Here is an 18,691-nt window from a genome sequence, read left to right as displayed (position 1 = left end):
TTTTTCTGACCGGAGCGGCCTGCTTTGTCCGCGTTGCCGGGACATGCGTTCCCAACCATGATCCACGAAACGATCGTCACCACGGCAGCGCGCGACGGCCGCCCTCATGTGGCGCCGATGGGCGCCCGCTACGACGGCGACTTCGTCGTGCTTTCCCCGTTCCGTCCGTCGACGACGCTCGACAACATCGTCGAGTCGCGCGTCGCGGTACTCAACTTCACGACCGACGTGCGGATCTTCGCCGGCTGCGTCACGCACTGCGCGACCGACTGGCCCACCGTTGCTGCAACCCGCGTCGCAAGTGTGCGGCTCGCGACATCGCTCGCGCACGCCGAACTCGAACTCGACGACATCGGCGGTGACACCGAGCGTCCGGTGCTGCGGATGAAACGCGTGCACCACGAAAATCACGCGCCGTTCGCGGGTTTCAACCGTGCGCAGGCGGCAGTCGTCGAAGGCGCGATTCTGGTGAGCCGGCTTTTCATGCTGCCGGCCGACAAGGTCGACAGTGAAATGGCCTACCTGCAGATCGCGATCGACAAGACCGCCGGCGACGACGAGCGCACCGCATGGAGCTGGCTCGTTGCCGCGGTCGAACGGCATCGCGCGGGCGCTGACGGTGCAACCGCGATCCGCACGCCGCACTGAATTTTCCCGCCTACCCGTTTTTGGAGAACCTCGATGACCGCATTGCTCGCGAGCGTCCGCTCGGACGACGAAGCGCTCGACGCCGCTCAGGCCGGCGCCGAGTTGATCGACCTGAAGGAGCCGGATGCGGGCGCGCTCGGCGGCCTGGCAATCGACGACATCGTGCGGATTGCGCGGCAGGTGCGCGCGCGTTATCCGGTGAAGCCGATCAGCGCGACGATCGGCGACGTACCCACCGATGCGTTCGACGACATCGCCGCGCGCGTGATCGAAGTCAGCGACACGGGTATCGACTACGTGAAGGTTGGCGTGACGCCGGGACCGGCCGCGCGCCGCTGCCTCGATCTGCTCGCGACCTTGCCGGCGACAGTCGTGCCGGTGTTTCTGTGCGATGCCGCCGATACTGAAGCGAAGAACGCCGCCGTCGACGATGCGCTCGTGCTGCACGCGGCCGCGTTGCGCTTCGTCGGCGTGATGTTCGATACGTCGGCGAAAGACGGCAGCACGCTGTTCGATCACGTGGGCGTCGACACGCTCGCGCGCTGGCTCAGGCTCGCGCGGGAGCGCGGCTCGATGTGCGGAATCGCGGGTGCGCTCGGCTGGGCGCAGCTCGAGCAGATTCAGGCGCTCGCACCGGACGTCGCCGGCTTTCGCACCGCACTATGCACCGACGGCCGACGCTCGCGGCTCGACCCGCAGCGCGTCGCGCAGTGGGCGAGCGCGTTGCATCGCGCGGGGAGCCCGGCTTCGGTCGCCGGTACCACGCAGGCCGGGAACGGTATAACTGGCGCGCGACTGTAGCCATACGGCACAGCAGTCGGCATTCATCCGGCTTTGAATCCGCTATGTGGGCAGTATTCAGTCCCCGGATGTACTGCCCACTCAACCTGTCAACCTTGACTCACTCAAGATTGATCTATCCCGAAGTCGACTCGCTTGACTCTGTATTTTTTGCGTCCACGAATCTCGTCAGTCAGCAATCTCGACACAAAAACGCCTTTTAAAAAGGAATAAGATCGGCCGATTGCATTGCAGTCGCCAGATTATGCAACCCGGATATTCCTTTTTCTTTCGCAAGCGCCACATCTCCAATCTTTTAATTAAAAATATTGACAATCCAGAACCGTATCGATAAGAAGTGGTGACCGGACAATTCAATATTCTTTAAAAAAATCCTGCTCTAAATCCGGTAAACAATAGCTTCAAAAGCCAGTTGCAAAAAGCTCGACGACGGGCGGCCTACGCTCGTTCTCGATGGATGTTGTCTCATGCGGTCGCGTCTTTCCGAAGCAGTCGAACTCGAAAGGAGAAACCTCAATGTGCACACATATGCTTTTCCATGCGCCTGTCAATCCCGGGCAGGACGCGCAGTTTCATGTCAGCGGTCGTGTGATGGAGTTGCCCGGCTTTTCAGGCTTCACGCTTTATAAAGTCCCGAAGGGGCAAAAATTTCCGTTGATCCCCCACCCAGTGAAAAACCCGGTCAAGTGGGTCAATGCGTACGGTTTTGTCGGCATAGCGCCGCCGCGCCCGGAGTTCGATCTGTTTCCGATCTTCTGCGACGGCCTCAATGAAGCAGGCCTGTCGTGCGCGGCGCTATGGATGCCGGGTGCCGGCTATCCGACGCCCGGCAACGGTCAGAACCTCTTTTTCGGCGAGTTTGTCGCGTGGGTGCTGGGCAACTTCAACCGGGTCAAGGACCTGGAAAAAACGCTCCTTTCCGGCGAAGTCAGCATCTACGGCCCTGCGTCCGGCGAGAAAATGTACATCCCGCTGCACTTCATTGCGGTCGACAACACGGGAGCCTCCGTGGTTGTCGAATGCATGAACGGCGTCATGAACGTGTACGGCGAAGCGTACGAACTGCAGAATCGTGGCGGACTGGGTGCAACCGTGAGCGGTGTATTGACGAACGCGCCCAGCTACGACTGGCAGCGCACCAACATCACCTATTACGGCAATTTCACGGCGATCAGCGCGGAAACGAGTACCACCCAGACGTATCCTCCGGCATGTATCGGTCTGGTTGGTCTGCCTGGCGATCCTTCGTCGCCGTCGCGATTCGTGCGGGCCGCTTTCATGCAGCACACCTTCAATCAGCTCGCGAAGAACGGCGATGGCTGGCTGCCTGCACCGCAGCAATCCGGCTCCCCTGTGTTCGGCAAGAAGCCGTATTCGTCGCCGGTGCAGACTGTCGTGAACGTTGTGTTGCAGACCGTGCAGATCGTCATGAGCACGCCGTACGGTTCGCTGCTTAGCGCCCCGAAGCAGGATGCGTCGAATGGTGGATCGTCCGATAGTTCGCCGCAGGTCGGCGACTGGAGCTACTGGACTGTCGTGCGCGACCACACGAACAACACCTATTACTACACGAGTGCGTTCAACAATCTTTTGCAACGCATCGAATTGCCGGCACTATCGTTCGATGAGGACGCGCAACTGCCGCATTTCCCTTCGATAGCCATCGTTCCGCCGGCCCGGAACGACTGGTTTCAGGACGCAAGCGAGTTGTTCGAGAAGGCTTAGGGTCCAGTTACAGCGGTATCAGATCGCCTGCGTATTCAGCAGGCGATCGCGCATCGACTCGACGTTGTCCTTGTTGAACAGCTCGACGACATAGTTCGCGTCGCTCACGTAATCGACGAAGCGCCGATCGACCACCCCCGCTGCCGCGTGCGTCTCGAGTGGATCGTCGACGTCGATCGGACAGGATTTCACGACGATCAACCGCTCGGCGTTGAGCATCGTCGACAGCCATGCGGCGAGACTGTCCGACGTCGTGTCCCAGTTGCTCATCGCGTCGGGCGTGTCGCGCATCAGCGCGGTCGGCACCCATACCGCGACGTGGCCATCGCGCAGCGCGCGGCGGATCTTCGCCTCGCTCGACGCGAGCACCAGTTCGGGCAGCACGCCCTGCATCAGGATCGCGTACTGCGTCATCGCGAGCAGACACATGTTGTGCGCGGCGAGATCGTCGAAGCCCCACTCGCTCTGGTATTGCCGCACCCTGTCCGCGAAATCGCCGCCGCCGGGCACGATGACGACGCGCCCGCCCCCCAGTTCGCACAGCTCGGTGAGCCAGCGGCGCAACATCGGCTCGTGACTCAGGCTGCCCCCGATCTTGACCACCCACATGAGCGTTGTCCTCGCTTGGCTGTTGCCTGCTGTTAACTGCGGTCGTGCGTTGTTGCGTTGTTGCGTTGTGTCTTGCGTTTGCGTTTGCGTCTCTGCCCGTGCGCCGTGCTTCCGTCACTGCGTGCGTGCGGTCCTTCATGCGGTTCGTGGCGTACTTCGCGTGCCGGACGGTCGGCGTCGCGCGGTAGATTCGTCGCGCCGGTACGGAGCCTCGTGCGCTTCGTACGGTTGATGCGCCTCATCTCGCCAGTCTTGCGCAGCGAGCAACGCCACCGCGACGCTCGGCGCACACGTCGCCGCGCGGTCCGCGCAATCGCCGGGCAGGTTCGCGAGCGTGCCGAAATCGACGTACCCGCGCGCCTCCTCGCGCGCGAGCGCCGCGACCAGGAAGCGGCCGCAGCCCGCGCCCACCAGCGGCGCCGCAGCGAGTTCCGGATGCGCGGCCGTCACGCGTGCGAGATTGATGCCGATCTCGCGCAGTTGCAGGCCACGCCAGCGCAGTGCGAGCCGGCGCCAGTCGGCGGCATCGGCGTCGTGCGCGTCGCGGCCGATCATCCGGGCAATGCGCGCGGCGCTCGCGGCTTCGGTTTTCGGTCCCTGGTCCGCGCTCGGGTACAGGTCGTGAGCGGGTTTCAGTTCGCCGGTGAGCCGGTACACGTCGGCGCTCGTCGCGAACCATTCGTTCATCACGTTGACGGCGGCGCCCCCGAAGTCGATCCGGTGCGCGATCCCGCACAGCGGCGTGCGGACGATGCCCTGATAGACGAGCTCGCCGGTCGCGAGCCGACCCGCGTCCGTCGATGCGCGCGCGGCCACGCTACCGTTCGCGATCGGGATGATGTCGGTCGTCGTGCTGCCGATATCGACCAGCACCGCATCGGCGACGCGGCTCGCGACCCAGCTCGCGGTCGCCAGCCAGTTCGCCGACGCGACGCTGCGCCAGCGCGTGGCGCACGCGGGTTCGCCGAGCCAGCCGACGTCGCCCGCGTAGAAGCGCAGCGACGGCCCGAGCCGCGCGGCCAGTGCCGCCGCGATCGCGCGCACGCCTTCCGCGCGATCCGCGAACAGGTCGACCATCTCGCCCGTCATCGTGACCGCATGCCGCGACGACGCGGCCTGGGCGACGGGCCAGCGTTCGAACACGAGATCGATCGTGCGTTCCAGATGATCGAGGCCCTGCCACAGCGGACATGCCCATTGCGCGACGTCGCGCACGTCGCCGGATGCATCGGCAAGCGACACCTTCACGTGTGCGCCGCCGACGTCCCAGCCGAACAGCGCGGTATCGACAGTCGAGGGGATCGCGTTCACGGCTGGACTCCGCATGCCGGAGACGGCTCACGTTGCTGCGTGACACTGCGCGCCGTCCCGATACGCACGCCATGCGCGGCGAGCAGCGTGCGCGCGAGATTCCCGTCGAGCGTCGTGGACAACCCCGCATACGCGACCGTCAGACGCGGATTCACCTCGATCACGACCGGCCCACGCTGCGGATGCCACACCACGTCGATACCCGCGAAGCCGCGCAGGCCCGGTATCGCTGCCGCGACGCGCTGCGCGAGCGCGTCGAGCGCGCGGCCACGGTCGTCGGACAGCGCGATCTGATCGACCGCGACACCGTCGAATTCGACGACCTGCGGACGATGCTCCGATGCATCGGACGCATCCGGTCCACGCAACCCGATCTGCTGACGATTGATGCTGACGAGCCGCGCCTGTTCGTCGGTACACACCAGCGACAGGCTCAACGGCTCGCCGTCGACCCACGCCTGCAGCACCGGATTGCGCGACGCAAGCACACGCGCGTCGTACTCGGCACACGCATCGGCGAAACGGTCGAAGACGAATGTGTCGAGACCGCCGGCGCCATCGTCGGGTTTGACGACCCAGCGGCCACTAGAAGCAGCATCGTTCGATTCACACGAGGAAGGATCGAGCGCAGGCGTCACCGCGATCCCATGCGCGGCGAGTTGCGCGGCGGTCGCGCGCTTGCTCGACGCAACCCGGATCGCGTCCTTCGAGCAACCGAGCCAGCGCGCCGCGCCGACCGCGTCGTGCAGATTCAGCAGCAGATCGTCGCATTCGGGCGCGATGATCCACGCATAATCGTGTTCGCGTGCGACGCGCGCGACGAAGTCTGTCATCGATTCTCCAGACTCAGCGCGGCAATGCGCGAGCGCGGGATCGACGGTCTCGAAGCGCGAACTGGCGAACGTGACGTGAACACCGTCGAGCGCGCGCAGCTCCGCGACGAGCGCATCGCGCATCACTCGGCCTTCGACGACGAGCGCGCTGAGATCCGCGAGACCGCTTGCGCCGGCCAGCGCCGGATCGATGCCGCCGCCGGTGAGATACTCGTAGACAAAGATCCTGGTCAAAGGAACGCCCCCTATGCAGGTGATACCGGTTCTCGATCTGCTCGACGGTCACGTCGTGCGTGCGGTACGCGGCGAGCGCACGGCCTACCGGCCGATCCGTTCGCCGCTCGCGCCCACCAGCGAGCCGCTGCCCGTCGCGCGCGCGCTGCTGGCCGCAAGCGGCGCGCGCACGCTGTACATCGCCGACCTCGGCGCGATCCTCCAGACTGGCGCACACGTCGACGTGCTCGCCGCGTTACGTGCCGCGCTGCCCGGCATCGAACTGTGGCTCGACGCGGGTTACGTGGACCATGCGTCGATGCGCGCGCTGTTCGAACGCATCGATGCGGCGGGCCCTGTTCCATCGACCCCATCAGGCGCCGCGCCTCTCGTGCCTGTCTTCGGCACCGAATCGCTGCGCGACCCTGATGCACTTCGCTCTGCCGCTCGCGACGGCTTCGCACCGATCCTGTCGCTCGACCGTCGCGCTGGTTCGCTGCTCGCGGCCACGTCGCTCGACCCCACGTCGTCGTGGTGGCCCGCGCGCGTGATCGCGATGACGCTCGACCAGGTGGGCAGCCACGCGGGCCCCGACCTCGCAACACTCGAACGCCTGCGCGCGGACGCACCGGCCGGTACGACGCTGATCGGCGCGGGAGGCATTCGCGATCGCGCCGATCTCGCCGCTGCGCAGCGCAGCGGTGCCGATGCGTGGCTCGTCGCGTCCGCGCTGCACGATGGGCGGTTAAACATATGACCAGCCCAGCCCCAGCGCGCCCTTGACGCACACATAAAGCAGCCATACACATTTCATGCCAAACCGCGATAAACGGCCGCACGACGCGCGCATGTAAACCAACGGCAAGCTCGCACCACGACGCGTGACACTCTGCTCCGGCGTCTCACACAACCTGTGCGATGCGCGCGAGTCGCGTATGCACTTCACGGGCCGTCACGTCGACGTATTCCCCAAGCGTTCCCGCAACGCACGATGCGTAGTACGGCATCGCGGTTCACGCATCCGCATTCGCTCATCGATCGGCATGGACCTTGCTAAAAACGCGCCATGTCCCTTTCGCCCATCGATCCATCGAACGCGAACCCATCGGGCGCGGCCGGCGTGCCGGTGCGCTCGACCGTGCGCGACTGGGTCTGTCCGTTCTGCCCGCTGCTGTGCGACGACCTCGTGGTCCACACGCACGCCGATGACACACTCCGCGCGCCGGACACCGACTGCGCACGACTTGCGCATGCGCTGTCGACATATCGCACGACCGATGCTTCATGCCGCTGTATCGTCGATGGCAACGAGACGGATCTTGATACCGCGCTCGATCGTGCAGCGCAGATCGTGTCGGATGCACGGCGTGCGCTGTTCGGCGGGCTCGCCACTGATGTCGCTGGTGCACGCGCGCTGTACACGCTCGCGGCCGGTTGCGGCGCGATTCTCGATCATCTGCACGGCGATACGTTGAATTCGGCGACGCTCGCGTTGCAGGATCGCGGGTCGTTCTTCACGACGCTCTCCGAAGTGCGCGATCGCGCGGACCTGCTGGTGTTTTTCCATTGCCGGCCGTCGCTGCGCTATCCGCGATTCTTCACGCGTATCGATGGCGATGAGGCTGCGTCGCGCGAGTTGATTTTCATCGGCAGCGCGCCCGACCAGGCCGCGTCGACGCACGCTCATGCGCGGATCGACGCGATGCTGCCCACTAGCGATCCGTACGACACGCTCGCGCTGTGGTCCGCGCTGAGCGACGGTCGCCGTGTCGATGCGCTGCCTCACGCGGATGCAGACACCATCGCGGCGCTCGCAACACTGCATGCGAAAATCGCCGCCGCCCACTACGCCGTGATCGTCTACGAGCCCGCTGCACTGCCGGGCCCGCACGCGGCGCTGCTGATCGAAGCACTGAACCGTATCGTCAAGGCCGTGAACCTCACGAGCCGTGCCGCATGCTTCGCGCTCGGCGGCGACGACGGCGCACAGACCGTCAGCCAGACGACGACCTGGCTATCGGGCTTTCCGCTGCGCACACGCGTCGCGATGCCGTCGCGGCTTGCGGGCACCGCGCCGCTCGATCACGATCCATACCGCTATCGCACCGACGCGCTCGTCGCGCGCGGCGAGATCGACGCGCTGTTATGGGTTGCGAGCTTCGCACCCGACGCATGGCCCGCAGCGCTCGACACAAGCGTGCCCCTCGTGGTGCTCGGCCACCCTGCACTCGCCGATGCGGCGAAAGCGCGCGGCCCGAACACCGTGTTCATTCCGGTAGCAACGCCGGGCATCGACAGCCGCGCGCATCTGTTTCGCGTCGACAGCTCGGTCGTGATGCCGCTCGTTGCCGCGCGCGGTGTCGCGTTGCCCTCGGTCGCGACGATCGCAGCGCAACTGTCCGCGCGTCTGCCGGTCACGTTCGCCGCGCCAGAGCATGCCGTCAGCGAGGCCACCCGATGAGCACGATCCGGCTCAAAGGCGGCACGCTGTACGACCCGGCCAACGGCGTGAACGGCGAACGGCGCGACCTCGTGTTCCGCGACGGCCGCATCGTCGACGTCCCGGCCGGCTTACCCGTCGATCGCGAGTACGACGCGACCGGCATGATCGTGATGGCGGGCGGCATCGACCTGCACTCGCACATCGGCGGCGGCAAGACCAATCTGTCGCGCCTGCTGCTGCCCGAAGACCACCGCGACGACCCGGTCCGCGACGCAGCATACGAATCCGCACGCGATGCAGGCGGACGCTACCTGCGGCTGCCGTCGTGCGGCGTCTGCGCGCCGGGGACGCTCGCAACCGGTTACCGCTACGCCGAAATGGGCTACACGGCCGCGTTCGAGCCCGCGATGATGCCGTCGAATGCGCGTCACGCGCACCTCGAAATGGGCGACACGCCGATCATCGATCACGGCGCGTACGTGATGCTCGGCAACGACGAACTGTTCCTGCGGATGCTCGCCGCGCGCGACGAATTCGAGCGGCTGCGCGATTACGTCGGCTGGACGATTCACGCGAGCAAGGCGCTCGGCGTGAAAGTCGTGAATCCGGGCGGCATCTCGGCGTTCAAGTTCAATCAACGTTCGCTCGACGTCGACGAGGCGCACACGCATTACGGCATCACGCCGCGCGACGTGCTGCGCACCCTGTCGCGCGCGCTGACCGAACTGCGCATACCGCATCCGCTGCACGTGCACGCGAGCAATCTCGGCGTGCCCGGCAACGTCGATTCGACGATCGCGACGATGGACGCCGCCGAAGGCCTGCCGGTCCATATCACGCACATCCAGTTTCATAGCTACGGCGTCGAGGGTCCGCAGAAGTTTTCGTCGGGCGCGCGACGCATTGCCGAGGCGGTAAATGCGCGGCCCAACGTGTCGATCGACGTCGGGCAGATCATCTTCGGACAGACCGTCACCGCGTCCGGCGACACGATGATGCAGTTCCGCAACGCGCCGCTCGCTCGGCCGCACAAGTGGGTCGCGGGCGACATCGAATGCGATGCGGGTTGCGGCGTCGTGCCGTTCCGCTATCGCGAGCAGAGCTTCGTGAATGCGCTGCAGTGGATCATCGGGCTGGAAATTTTCCTGCTCGTCGATGACCCGTGGCGCGTCGCGATGACCACCGATCACCCGAACGGCGGTCCGTTCACGAGCTATCCGCATCTGATCCGTCTGCTGATGGACAAATCGTTTCGCGACGAACAGCTCGCGAAACTGCATCCCGACGCGCCGGTCGCGAGCACACTGCCCGAACTGAAGCGCGAGTTTTCGCTGTACGAGATCGCGATCATCACGCGCGCCGGTCCCGCTCGGCTGCTTGGGCTGCGCGATCGCGGCCATCTCGGCGCGGGCGCAGCCGCCGATATCGCTGTGTATCGCGACGAGCCGGACCGCGAGCGGATGTTCACGTCGCCCGCTTACGTGTTCAAGGACGGCGAACTGGTCGCGCGCGACGGCACGCTCGTCGCGACACCGACCGGCGGCATCCATTTCGTGTCGCCGGAATTCGACCGAGGCATCGAGAAGACCTTGCGCGCGTACAGCGACACGCACCTCGCGAGCAACTTCGCGCACGCGGCGATCAGCGACGACGAGGCGTGCAGCTGCTGCCGCGGCGGCCGGCTGCTGCCTGTCGCGTGCTTCGCCGATAGCTGATTCCATGAAGCCATGCAGACGATGAGCGACTCCGCGACCTTGCAGATCAACGGCACGACGATCGACGCGACGTTCGCGGAGGCGTTCCCGATGAAAGCGACGAGGCTCGTGATCACCGCGCACACGCCCGCGTGGGCGCTGAACGCCGCGCATTCGCTGACCGGTTTCGCGACGTCGGTGATCGGCTGCGGGTGCGAGGCCGGCGTCGAGCGCGTGCTTGCGTCCAACGAGACGCCTGATGGTCGACCAGGCGTCTCGGTGTTGCTGTTCGCGGTGTCGTCGAAGGAACTGGCGAAGCAGATCGAGCGTCGCGTCGGCCAATGCGTGCTCACATGTCCGACGACCGCCGTGTTCGGCGGCATCGATCCGGCGACGAGCCGCTCGCCGCTGTCCGACCGTGCATCGCTCGGCAGCGCGCTGCGGTTTTTCGGCGACGGCTGGCAGATTTCGAAAATGCTCGGCGAAACGCGCTACTGGCGCGTGCCGGTGATGGACGGCGAATTCGTCTGCGAGGACACCGCGCTCACCGTGAAGGCCGTCGGCGGCGGCAATCTGCTGCTGCTCGCGCGCGATGTCGACGCCGCGCTCGCAGCCGCCGAAGCCGCAGTCGACGCGATGCGCGCGCTGCCGAACGTGATCATGCCGTTTCCGGGCGGTGTCGTGCGCTCGGGTTCGAAGGTCGGATCGAAGTATCGCGGCGCGAGCGCGTCGACCAACGATGCGTTTTGTCCGACGCTGATCGGACTGTCGCCGCACAGCGAGTTGAGCGCGGACGTCGGCTGCGTGCTCGAGATCGTGATCGACGGACTGACCGACGCCGACGTCGGTGCGGCGATGACGGCGGGTATCGCGGCAGCCACTGCGCGCGGTCGTGCAGCGGGGATGCTGCGGATCTCTGCGGGTAACTATGGCGGCAAGCTCGGGCCGTATCACTTTCATCTGCATGCGCTAGCCGCAGGTGTCGACGGGAGCCGCGCATGAGCACGACGACGACGCTACTTGCGAAAACCACGCCCGCCTTTCGCGTCGATGCGTCGGCGCTGCTGCCGGTGGCGCTCACTGCGTTGTCGATTGCGGACATCGAACGCATCGTGCTGCCGGCGGGGAACGAACGCTGTGCGGTTGGGGATCTGTTCGTGGTGTCGCGCGATGCGTCTTCTGCAGATGCCGATGCAAACCCCACGCTGACGATCGACGGCGCCGGCCCGTGGCTCGATCGCGTCGGCGCGCAGATGGACGGCGGTCATCTCGCCGTACACGGCTCGACCGGCGACTACAGCGGCTGGCGGATGACCGGCGGCACACTACACATCGATGGCCACGCCGGACATTTCACCGCCTGCGAAATGCGCGGCGGCCGATTGACGGTCACCGGCAACTGCGGCGACTTCGCAGCGGGCGCACTGCCCGGCGACATGGAAGGGATGACCGGCGGCACGCTGACGATCCACGGCAACGCGGGTGCGCGACTCGCCGACCGGATGCGTCGCGGGCTGGTGCTCGTAGGCGGCGATGCGGGTGCCTTTGCAGCGTCGCGGATCGTCGCAGGCACGGTCGGTGTCGCGGGCCACGTGGGCCCGCATTATGCATACGGTATGCGACGCGGCACGTTGCTGCTCGCGCATGCACCGGCCCCGTTACCGCCGACTTTTACCGCCGGCGGCGTCGGCTTCGACGTGTTCTGGGCGCTGCTCGTGCGCAGTCTTGCTCACGAAATCGCGCCGTTCTCGCAGTGGCGCGCCGACCGCCTGCCGACTCGCCACGCAGGCGATCTTGCAGTCGATGGCCGGGGAGAAATTTTGATCGCCGGATGAGCGACATACGCATCCGGTATGCGACGACGCAGCAGCTTCGATGGTTCGACTAGATGAAACGGAGACAACCATGACGACAGCGCACTCTCCCTCCTCCGCGACGCCCGGCTCCGACGCCGCGCGTCCTGCGCGTTACACGGGCTCGCTGATCGTGCTGCACTGGCTGATCGCGCTCGGCATCATCGTGCTGCTCGCGCTCGGGCTCTATATGGTCGGGCTACCGAAGGGATTGCCTGTGAAGGCGACGCTGATCAACCTTCACAAGTCGCTCGGCATGACGGTTTTCCTGCTGGTGCTTCTGCGCATCCTGGTACGTGTGGCCTCCACCCGGCCACCGCTGCCGCCGATGCGTCCGTGGCAACGCGCCGCCGCGCGCATCACGCAGGGTCTTTTATACGTCGCGATGGTTGCGATGCCGCTCGCCGGTTATCTCGGCTCTTCGTTCAACCGCTACGGCACGCGCTTCTGGGGCGTGCTGCTGCCGAAGTGGGGCTGGGACGACGCGGGATTGCGCGCGCTGTTCTTCGGCATTCATCAGGCGATCGCCTATCTGCTGATCGCACTGATCGTGCTGCATATCGCGGGTGCGATCAGACATCAGTGGATCGACCGCGACAATCTGCTCGCGAGGATGTGGCCATGACGATGCCGCGTTACGACGCGCTGCGGACACGCGACGGCCATCGCGTTGTGTTCGCAGTGGCCGGAGCCGTCGACGGTATCCCCGTCGCTGTGCTGCACGGCGGTCCAGGCAGCGGCAGCAATCTCGCGGGCGCGTTGCGGCTCTTCGATCCGGCGCGCTTCAGGATCGTGCTGATCGACCAACGCGGCACCTGTACGTCGACGCCGCGCGGCAGCGTGCGACGCAATCGCACCGACTACCTGATCGACGATCTCGAAGCGATACGTGTGCGGCTTGGTATCGAGCGCTGGGGCGTGCTCGGCGGATCGTGGGGCGCGGCGCTTGCGCTTGCTTACGCGGGACAGCATCCGCATGCGGTCAGCGGCGTCGTGCTGCGCGGATTGTTTCTGACGTCGGCTCGCGAAGTGAGCGGCCTGTTCGTTAAATCCCGCCGACGCGCGCCGCGTGCGTGGTCGCGGTTGTGCGCAGCGGCGTCATGCAACCGGCCCTCGATGCTCCTCTCGCGCTGCGCGGCGCTTTTGCAACCGGGCGTCGACGTGGCGCGGCAACGACGCGTTGCGCTCGCATGGCGCGGCTACGAAGAAGCCGTGCTTGCGCGTGCGTCCTTGTCGTCGCGTAGTGCGCGGCTGTCGATGCGCGAGTCGCCGCGACGGTCGCGCACATTGATCGACAAGTACCGCATCCAGGCGCACTACCTGACGCATCGCTGCTGGCTCGGCGAACCGCGCGTGCTGTCGTTCGCGCGACGTGCAGCCGCGGCAGGCGTGCCGCTCGCAGCGGTACATGGGTCACGCGATCCGGTGTGTCCACGCGACAACCTGCGGCGCCTCGCGCGCGCGGTGCCCGCTGCACGCATCGAATGCGTGCACGGTGCAGGCCATCTCGCGAGCGACCCGGCGCTGCATCGTGGCGTCGCGCGTGCGCTCGCGGCGCTGTTCGATCAACCCGTCCACGAGGGGCGCGCGATGCGCCGAGCAGCATGAAGATCAAGGTACTCGGATCGTCGGCGGGCGGCGGTTTCCCGCAATGGAACTGCAACTGCCGCAATTGCGATGGAGTGCGGCGCGGCACCGTGAAGGCGACGCGTCGTACGCAGTCGTCGATTGCGGTCAGCGCGAACGGCGAGGACTGGCTGCTGGTGAACGCATCGCCCGATCTGCTCACGCAGATCGCCGCGCATCCGGAACTGCAGCCGGCTCGTCGTGCGCGCGATACGGGTATCGCGGCGGTGCTCGTCATCGATGCGCAGATCGATCATGTGACCGGCCTGCTGATGCTGCGCGAACACAGCGCGCCGCTGCCGCTCTACGCAACCGACGCCGTATGGCAAGACCTGTGCACCGGTTTTCCGGTCGGGCCGATCCTTTCGCACTATTGCGGCGTCGAGCATCGCCGGATCGCACTCGATGGCGCGCCACTCGAACTCAGTGCGCTGGCCGGCGTGCAGATCGATGCACTGCCGCTGTCGAGCAAGGCGCCGCCCTACTCGCCGCATCGCCACGCGCCCGAGCGCGGCGACAACCTCGGCCTCATGTTCACGAACCGGCAGACCGGCAAGCGCGTGTTCTACGCGCCGGGTCTCGGCGCAATCGAGCCGCACGTGCTCGACGCGATGCGCGGCGCGGATCTGCTGCTCGTCGACGGCACGCTGTGGACCGGCGACGAGATGATCCGTCTCGGCCTGTCGAAGAAGACCGCCGCCGACATGGGCCATCTGCCGCAGTGCGGCGCGGGCGGAATGATCGACACGCTCGATTCGCTGGGTTCAACGCAGAAAAGCGTGCGCAAGGTGCTGATCCACATCAACAACACGAACCCGATCCTTGTCGAAGACGGTCCGGAACGCCGGACGCTCGCCGAACATGGAATCGAAGTGGCTTATGACGGAATGACGTTCGATCTGTAGCACCGAATTTGCAACACCGCGTAGCGGCAACACATGGTGGCATCGCTACGCGAAGAAACCAGAACTTTCGGAGACGGCATGAACGCGAAAGACACCTTCGGCACGGCGCAGGCCAACGAGACCCGCGCGCTATCCAGGCCGAACGAACCCGCATGGACCCGCGACGAATTCGAAGCGCAACTGCGCGCGAAAGGCACGTCGTATCACATCCATCACCCGTTCAACGTGAAGATGAACAGCGGCGGATGCTCGCGTGAGCAGATTCGCGGCTGGGTCGCGAACCGCTTCTACTATCAGATCAACATTCCGTTGAAGGACGCGGCCGTGCTGTCGAACTGTCCGGATCGCGAGACGCGGCGCCGCTGGGTGCTGCGCATTCTCGATCACGACGGCTACGGCGACGAGGAAGGCGGCATCGAAACGTGGGCGCGGCTCGCGGATGCGGTCGGATTGTCGCGCGACGAACTGTGGTCGCTGCGACTCGTCACGCCGGGCGTGCGCTTCGCAGTCGATGCATACGTGAACTTCGCGCGCCGCGCGCCGTGGCAGGAAGCAGTGTGCTCGTCACTGACCGAGATGTTCGCGCCGCAGGTGCATCGCGACCGGCTCGCGAGCTGGCCCGAACATTACGCGTGGATAGAGCCCGGCGGCCTCGCGTATTTCCGCTCGCGGATCGCGCTCGCGCAGCGCGACGTGCTGCACGGGCTCGAGGTCACCCTCGATCACTTCACGCGGCGCGACCAGCAGGAACGCGCACTCGACATCCTGCAGTTCAAGCTCGACATCCTGTGGTCGATGCTGGACTCGATCGAAAAGGCGTTTCCGCAATGAACGACATCGCACGCAACGTCGGCCCCAACAGCTGCCTCACGATCGCGAAGCAGTTTCGCCTGCAATGGGAGCCGGCACAGAACGCGCATGTGCTGCTGTATCCCGAGGGCATGGTGAAGCTCAACCAGAGCGCGGGAGAAATTCTCAAGCGCTGCGACGGCACACGCGATATCGATGCGCTGATCGCCGATCTGGAGCACGCATTCAGCACGACGGGGCTCGGTCCCGAAGTGCGGGCATTCGTCGCCGACGCGCGCGGGCGCGGCTGGCTGGAGTAGCACGATGACCGATCTTTCCCATCCCGTTGCCGATGCGCAGAGCGGCTCCGCCGGCATCGCCCCGCCGCTGTGGCTGCTCGCGGAGCTGACGTACCGCTGTCCGCTGCACTGCGCGTTCTGCTACAACCCGGTCGACTACACCGACCACAACCGCGAACTGAGCACCGCGCAATGGCTCGACGTGTTGCGCGAAGCACGCGCGCTCGGTGCGGCGCAGCTCGGGTTTTCCGGCGGCGAGCCGCTGTTGCGCGACGATCTCGAAGAACTGGTCGCGGAAGCACGCAAGCTCGGCTTCTACACGAACCTGATTACGTCGGGCATCGGTCTGACCGATACGCGGCTCGGCAATCTGAAGGACGCGGGCCTCGATCACATCCAGCTGTCGTTCCAGGATTCGACGCAGGAATTAAACGATTTTCTGAGCAGCACGCGGACGTTCGATCTGAAGCAGCGCGTCGCCGCGTCGATCAAACGGCACGGCTTTCCGATGGTGCTCAACTGTGTGCTGCATCGCTACAACCTGCCGCATGTCGACAAGATCATCGAGATGGCGCTCGCGATGGGTGCCGAATATCTGGAACTCGCGAACACGCAGTACTACGGCTGGGCGCATGCGAACGAAGCGCAGTTGATGCCGACGCGCGAGCAGCTCGACGAGGCCGAAGCGGTCGTGCAGCGCTATCGCGAGACGCACGGCGATCGCTGCAAAATATTCTTCGTCGTGCCCGACTACTTCGAACGCCGGCCGAAGCGCTGCATGAACGGCTGGGGCGCAGTGTTCCTCGGCGTTGCACCAGACGGCACCGCGTTGCCGTGTCACGCGGCACGCGGTCTGCCTGGTCTCGCGCTGCCCAACGTGGTCGACATGCCGCTGCGCGAGATCTGGTACGACAGTACCGCGTTCAACCGCTTTCGCGGCCTCGACTGGTTGAAGGAACCGTGCCGTAGCTGCGACGAAAAGGAACACGATCTTGGCGGGTGTCGCTGTCAGGCCTATCTGCTGACCGGCGATGAGGAACAGGCCGATCCGGTGTGCGACAAATCGGCGTTTCACGAAAAGGTCGTGAACGTCGTGCGTCGTGCGGCGGATACAACTGCTGCGCTGCGCGAACAACCGATCGTGTTCCGCAACGATGCGAACTCGCGCCGACTCGCGTCGGCATCGCGCAGCGACGCGAACGGTACTGGCGACGATGGCAAACCAGGAGCCCGATCATGAGCCTCGCGGATATCTCCGTCCTGCTCGTCGACGATCACGCGGTGGTCCGCGAAGGCTACCGGCGCCTGCTCGAACTGAACGACGACGTACACGTATGCGGCGAAGCAGCCGATGCGGGCGACGCATACCAGCGCTTCTGCGCGCTGCGGCCGGACGTCGTCGTGATGGACGTGTCGCTGCCGGGCGCGAGCGGCATCGAAGCGATGCGGCGAATGCTCGCGCGCGTACCCGATGCGCGCGTGCTGATTTTTAGTGTGCATGAGGAAGCGATCTTCGTGCGCCGCGCGCTCGACGCGGGCGCGCTCGGCTACGTGACGAAAGCCAGCGCGCCCGACGTGCTCGTCGAAGCGGTCCGCACGATCGCGCGACGCGCGGGCTACCTGAGCCCCGACGTTTCGCAGGCGCTCGCGCTGCGCAATGCGTTCAGCGAGGGGCCGCCGGGACGTCAGCTGTCGGCACGCGAATTCGAGGTCATGCGGCTGCTCGTGCAGGGCTACACGCTGCCGAGCATCGCGGAAAAACTCGGTTTGAGCCAGAAGACGGTGGCCAATCATCAGTCGGTGATTCGCCAGAAATTCGGCGCGGACAACGGCGTGCAGCTCGCGCAGATGGCGAGCCGGCTTGGGCTTCAGTTCACGGGTTCGGCAAGCCCCGCGTGAGCGGGCACGCGCGCGCAGAACAGGAAGCCGCCGCCGGGTTTGCTCGCGACATGAAACTCGCCGCCGAGCGCTTCGACGCGCTCGCGCATGCCGATCAGACCGAGTCCTCGACGCGGCTTGTCCAGATCGACACCGGGGCCGTCGTCGGCCATCGTCACGACGATTTCGTCGATGGGCTCGTCGCTCTTCTGTCCCGCCGCCGTTTCGCGCGGCGCACGCACCATGAAGACCTCGACACGCGCCGCATGCGCGAACTTCGACACGTTGGTCAGTCCTTCCTGCACGAGCCGGTATAGCGTGATCGTCAGTGCGTCGGCGAGACCGGTGAAGTCGCCTTCTATCGTCAGCGAGAACGACGCGTTGGGCAGCCGCTCGCGCCAGCCATCGACGCAGTGTTCGAGCGCGCTCGGCAGACCGAATTCGTCGAGGCCGATCGGCCGCAGCCGGCGGATCATCCCGCCGATCTGCCGGTATACGTGGCTCGCGCTCTGGATCAATCCAAGCGCCACGCGATGGATCTCCGGCTCGCGTGTGATCGACAGATCGCGGATGCGCGCGGCGTCGAGTGCGATCGCATTCAGGTATTGACCGAGTTCGTCGTGCAGTTCACGCGCGAGATGGCGACGCTCGATTTCCTGCGCGTCCAGCGCCTGGCTCGCGAGCCGCCGGTTGTCCGCGAGCAGCCGCTCGGCTTCTTCCTCGAGCACGCAGCGGCGGCGCAGTTCGCGGCGCGCGTCGCGATAGCGGCGCCACGCAAACCACGCGAGACCGATCGCGAGCACGCACAACGTGCCCGGCAGTTCGTCGAGCTGAAAACGCTCGAGGCCACGGGTCCAGCGATACGCATGCTCGCTGAAGTCGAACGTCGCGCCGAGTATCCAGGCCAGCACGGTCACCGCAAGCACCCACGCGAGATCGCGCCGCACCGTCGGAGGCGGCGCTGCTTGGTGTGTCGAAGAGAGGCTGGAAGGATCGTCGGAGGTCACGTCTGCATTCTACTCAGCCGGATTCGTCGCGGTGATTTTTTGCTGTGCTTTTGGGAA

Annotated in this window: 19 protein-coding genes; 15 read left to right on the top strand and 4 right to left on the bottom strand. The window is 65.6% G+C overall.

All coding sequences use genetic code 11. The features are described 5' to 3' along the window. Positions 1 to 57 precede the first annotated feature (57 nt). From E1748_RS19280 to E1748_RS19270, 3 genes are all read left to right on the top strand, one after another. Entirely contained in the window at positions 58 to 648 is a 591-nt protein-coding gene (locus E1748_RS19280) for a DUF447 domain-containing protein (RefSeq protein ID WP_133648756.1), read from the top strand. 33 nt (positions 649 to 681) lie between these two features. Beyond that, on the top strand, positions 682 to 1,449 hold the full coding sequence (locus E1748_RS19275; RefSeq protein ID WP_133648755.1) for a (5-formylfuran-3-yl)methyl phosphate synthase: 768 nt from the start codon (positions 682 to 684) through the stop codon (positions 1,447 to 1,449). Between the two features lie 516 nt (positions 1,450 to 1,965). Then, positions 1,966 to 3,174 carry a linear amide C-N hydrolase gene (locus tag E1748_RS19270; RefSeq protein WP_166653592.1) on the top strand — a complete coding sequence of 403 codons (1,209 nt, stop codon included), beginning with the start codon at positions 1,966 to 1,968 and terminating at the stop codon, positions 3,172 to 3,174. An 18-nt stretch (positions 3,175 to 3,192) separates the two neighbouring features. Here the strand turns inward: E1748_RS19270 and E1748_RS19265 are convergent, their stop codons facing one another. The 3 genes from E1748_RS19265 to E1748_RS19255 form a co-directional block, all read right to left on the bottom strand. Further along, the gene (locus E1748_RS19265) at positions 3,193 to 3,783 is read right to left on the bottom strand and encodes an amino acid kinase family protein (protein WP_133648753.1); all 591 of its coding nucleotides are present in this window, start codon (positions 3,781 to 3,783) and stop codon (positions 3,193 to 3,195) included. Between the two features lie 135 nt (positions 3,784 to 3,918). Continuing rightward, positions 3,919 to 5,094 (bottom strand): hydantoinase/oxoprolinase family protein, encoded by a 1,176-nt coding sequence (locus E1748_RS19260; RefSeq protein WP_240766690.1) that lies wholly within the window; start codon positions 5,092 to 5,094, stop codon positions 3,919 to 3,921. Next, positions 5,091 to 6,161, bottom strand: a complete 1,071-nt coding sequence (locus E1748_RS19255; protein WP_133648751.1) for an ATP-grasp domain-containing protein — start codon at positions 6,159 to 6,161, stop codon at positions 5,091 to 5,093. Before E1748_RS19255 ends, E1748_RS19260 begins: the two co-directional genes overlap by 4 nt. 13 nt (positions 6,162 to 6,174) lie before the next feature. On the opposite strand from E1748_RS19255, the gene E1748_RS19250 reads away from it, so the two are divergent. From E1748_RS19250 to E1748_RS19195, 12 genes are all read left to right on the top strand, one after another. Then, positions 6,175 to 6,897, top strand: coding sequence for a HisA/HisF-related TIM barrel protein (locus E1748_RS19250; protein WP_133648750.1), 723 nt, complete (start codon positions 6,175 to 6,177; stop codon positions 6,895 to 6,897). A 309-nt stretch (positions 6,898 to 7,206) separates the two neighbouring features. After that, the gene (locus E1748_RS19245) at positions 7,207 to 8,601 is read left to right on the top strand and encodes a molybdopterin-binding domain-containing protein (RefSeq protein WP_133648749.1); all 1,395 of its coding nucleotides are present in this window, start codon (positions 7,207 to 7,209) and stop codon (positions 8,599 to 8,601) included. After that, entirely contained in the window at positions 8,598 to 10,298 is a 1,701-nt protein-coding gene (locus E1748_RS19240; RefSeq protein ID WP_133648748.1) for a formylmethanofuran dehydrogenase subunit A, read from the top strand. The genes E1748_RS19245 and E1748_RS19240 overlap by 4 nt, the downstream gene beginning before the upstream one ends. 21 nt (positions 10,299 to 10,319) lie before the next feature. Then, positions 10,320 to 11,279, top strand: a complete 960-nt coding sequence (gene fhcD, locus E1748_RS19235; RefSeq protein WP_133648747.1) for a formylmethanofuran--tetrahydromethanopterin N-formyltransferase — start codon at positions 10,320 to 10,322, stop codon at positions 11,277 to 11,279. Continuing rightward, complete coding sequence (locus tag E1748_RS19230) at positions 11,276 to 12,112, top strand: formylmethanofuran dehydrogenase subunit C (protein ID WP_133648746.1); 837 nt, start codon at positions 11,276 to 11,278, stop codon at positions 12,110 to 12,112. Before fhcD ends, E1748_RS19230 begins: the two co-directional genes overlap by 4 nt. 70 nt (positions 12,113 to 12,182) lie before the next feature. Continuing rightward, entirely contained in the window at positions 12,183 to 12,755 is a 573-nt protein-coding gene (locus tag E1748_RS19225) for a cytochrome b (protein WP_133648745.1), read from the top strand. A 2-nt stretch (positions 12,756 to 12,757) separates the two neighbouring features. Continuing rightward, positions 12,758 to 13,738, top strand: a complete 981-nt coding sequence (locus tag E1748_RS19220; protein ID WP_420819344.1) for an alpha/beta fold hydrolase — start codon at positions 12,758 to 12,760, stop codon at positions 13,736 to 13,738. Next, entirely contained in the window at positions 13,735 to 14,661 is a 927-nt protein-coding gene (gene pqqB, locus E1748_RS19215) for a pyrroloquinoline quinone biosynthesis protein PqqB (protein ID WP_133648743.1), read from the top strand. The genes E1748_RS19220 and pqqB overlap by 4 nt, the downstream gene beginning before the upstream one ends. Positions 14,662 to 14,739: 78 nt before the next feature. Then, on the top strand, positions 14,740 to 15,492 hold the full coding sequence (gene pqqC / locus E1748_RS19210; RefSeq protein ID WP_133648742.1) for a pyrroloquinoline-quinone synthase PqqC: 753 nt from the start codon (positions 14,740 to 14,742) through the stop codon (positions 15,490 to 15,492). Continuing rightward, on the top strand, positions 15,489 to 15,770 hold the full coding sequence (gene pqqD / locus E1748_RS19205; protein ID WP_133648741.1) for a pyrroloquinoline quinone biosynthesis peptide chaperone PqqD: 282 nt from the start codon (positions 15,489 to 15,491) through the stop codon (positions 15,768 to 15,770). The genes pqqC and pqqD overlap by 4 nt, the downstream gene beginning before the upstream one ends. A gap of 4 nt (positions 15,771 to 15,774) precedes the next feature. Beyond that, complete coding sequence (gene pqqE, locus E1748_RS19200; protein WP_133648740.1) at positions 15,775 to 16,989, top strand: pyrroloquinoline quinone biosynthesis protein PqqE; 1,215 nt, start codon at positions 15,775 to 15,777, stop codon at positions 16,987 to 16,989. Next, on the top strand, positions 16,986 to 17,648 hold the full coding sequence (locus E1748_RS19195; RefSeq protein WP_133648739.1) for a response regulator: 663 nt from the start codon (positions 16,986 to 16,988) through the stop codon (positions 17,646 to 17,648). Before pqqE ends, E1748_RS19195 begins: the two co-directional genes overlap by 4 nt. Here the strand turns inward: E1748_RS19195 and E1748_RS19190 are convergent. Beyond that, positions 17,618 to 18,634, bottom strand: coding sequence for an ATP-binding protein (locus E1748_RS19190; RefSeq protein WP_133648738.1), 1,017 nt, complete (start codon positions 18,632 to 18,634; stop codon positions 17,618 to 17,620). The genes E1748_RS19195 and E1748_RS19190 overlap by 31 nt on opposite strands. Positions 18,635 to 18,691 lie beyond the last annotated feature (57 nt).

It is taken from the genome of Paraburkholderia flava (genome assembly GCF_004359985.1).
Classification (GTDB): domain Bacteria; phylum Pseudomonadota; class Gammaproteobacteria; order Burkholderiales; family Burkholderiaceae; genus Paraburkholderia; species Paraburkholderia flava.
This window is presented reverse-complemented; position numbering and strand designations above follow the sequence as displayed.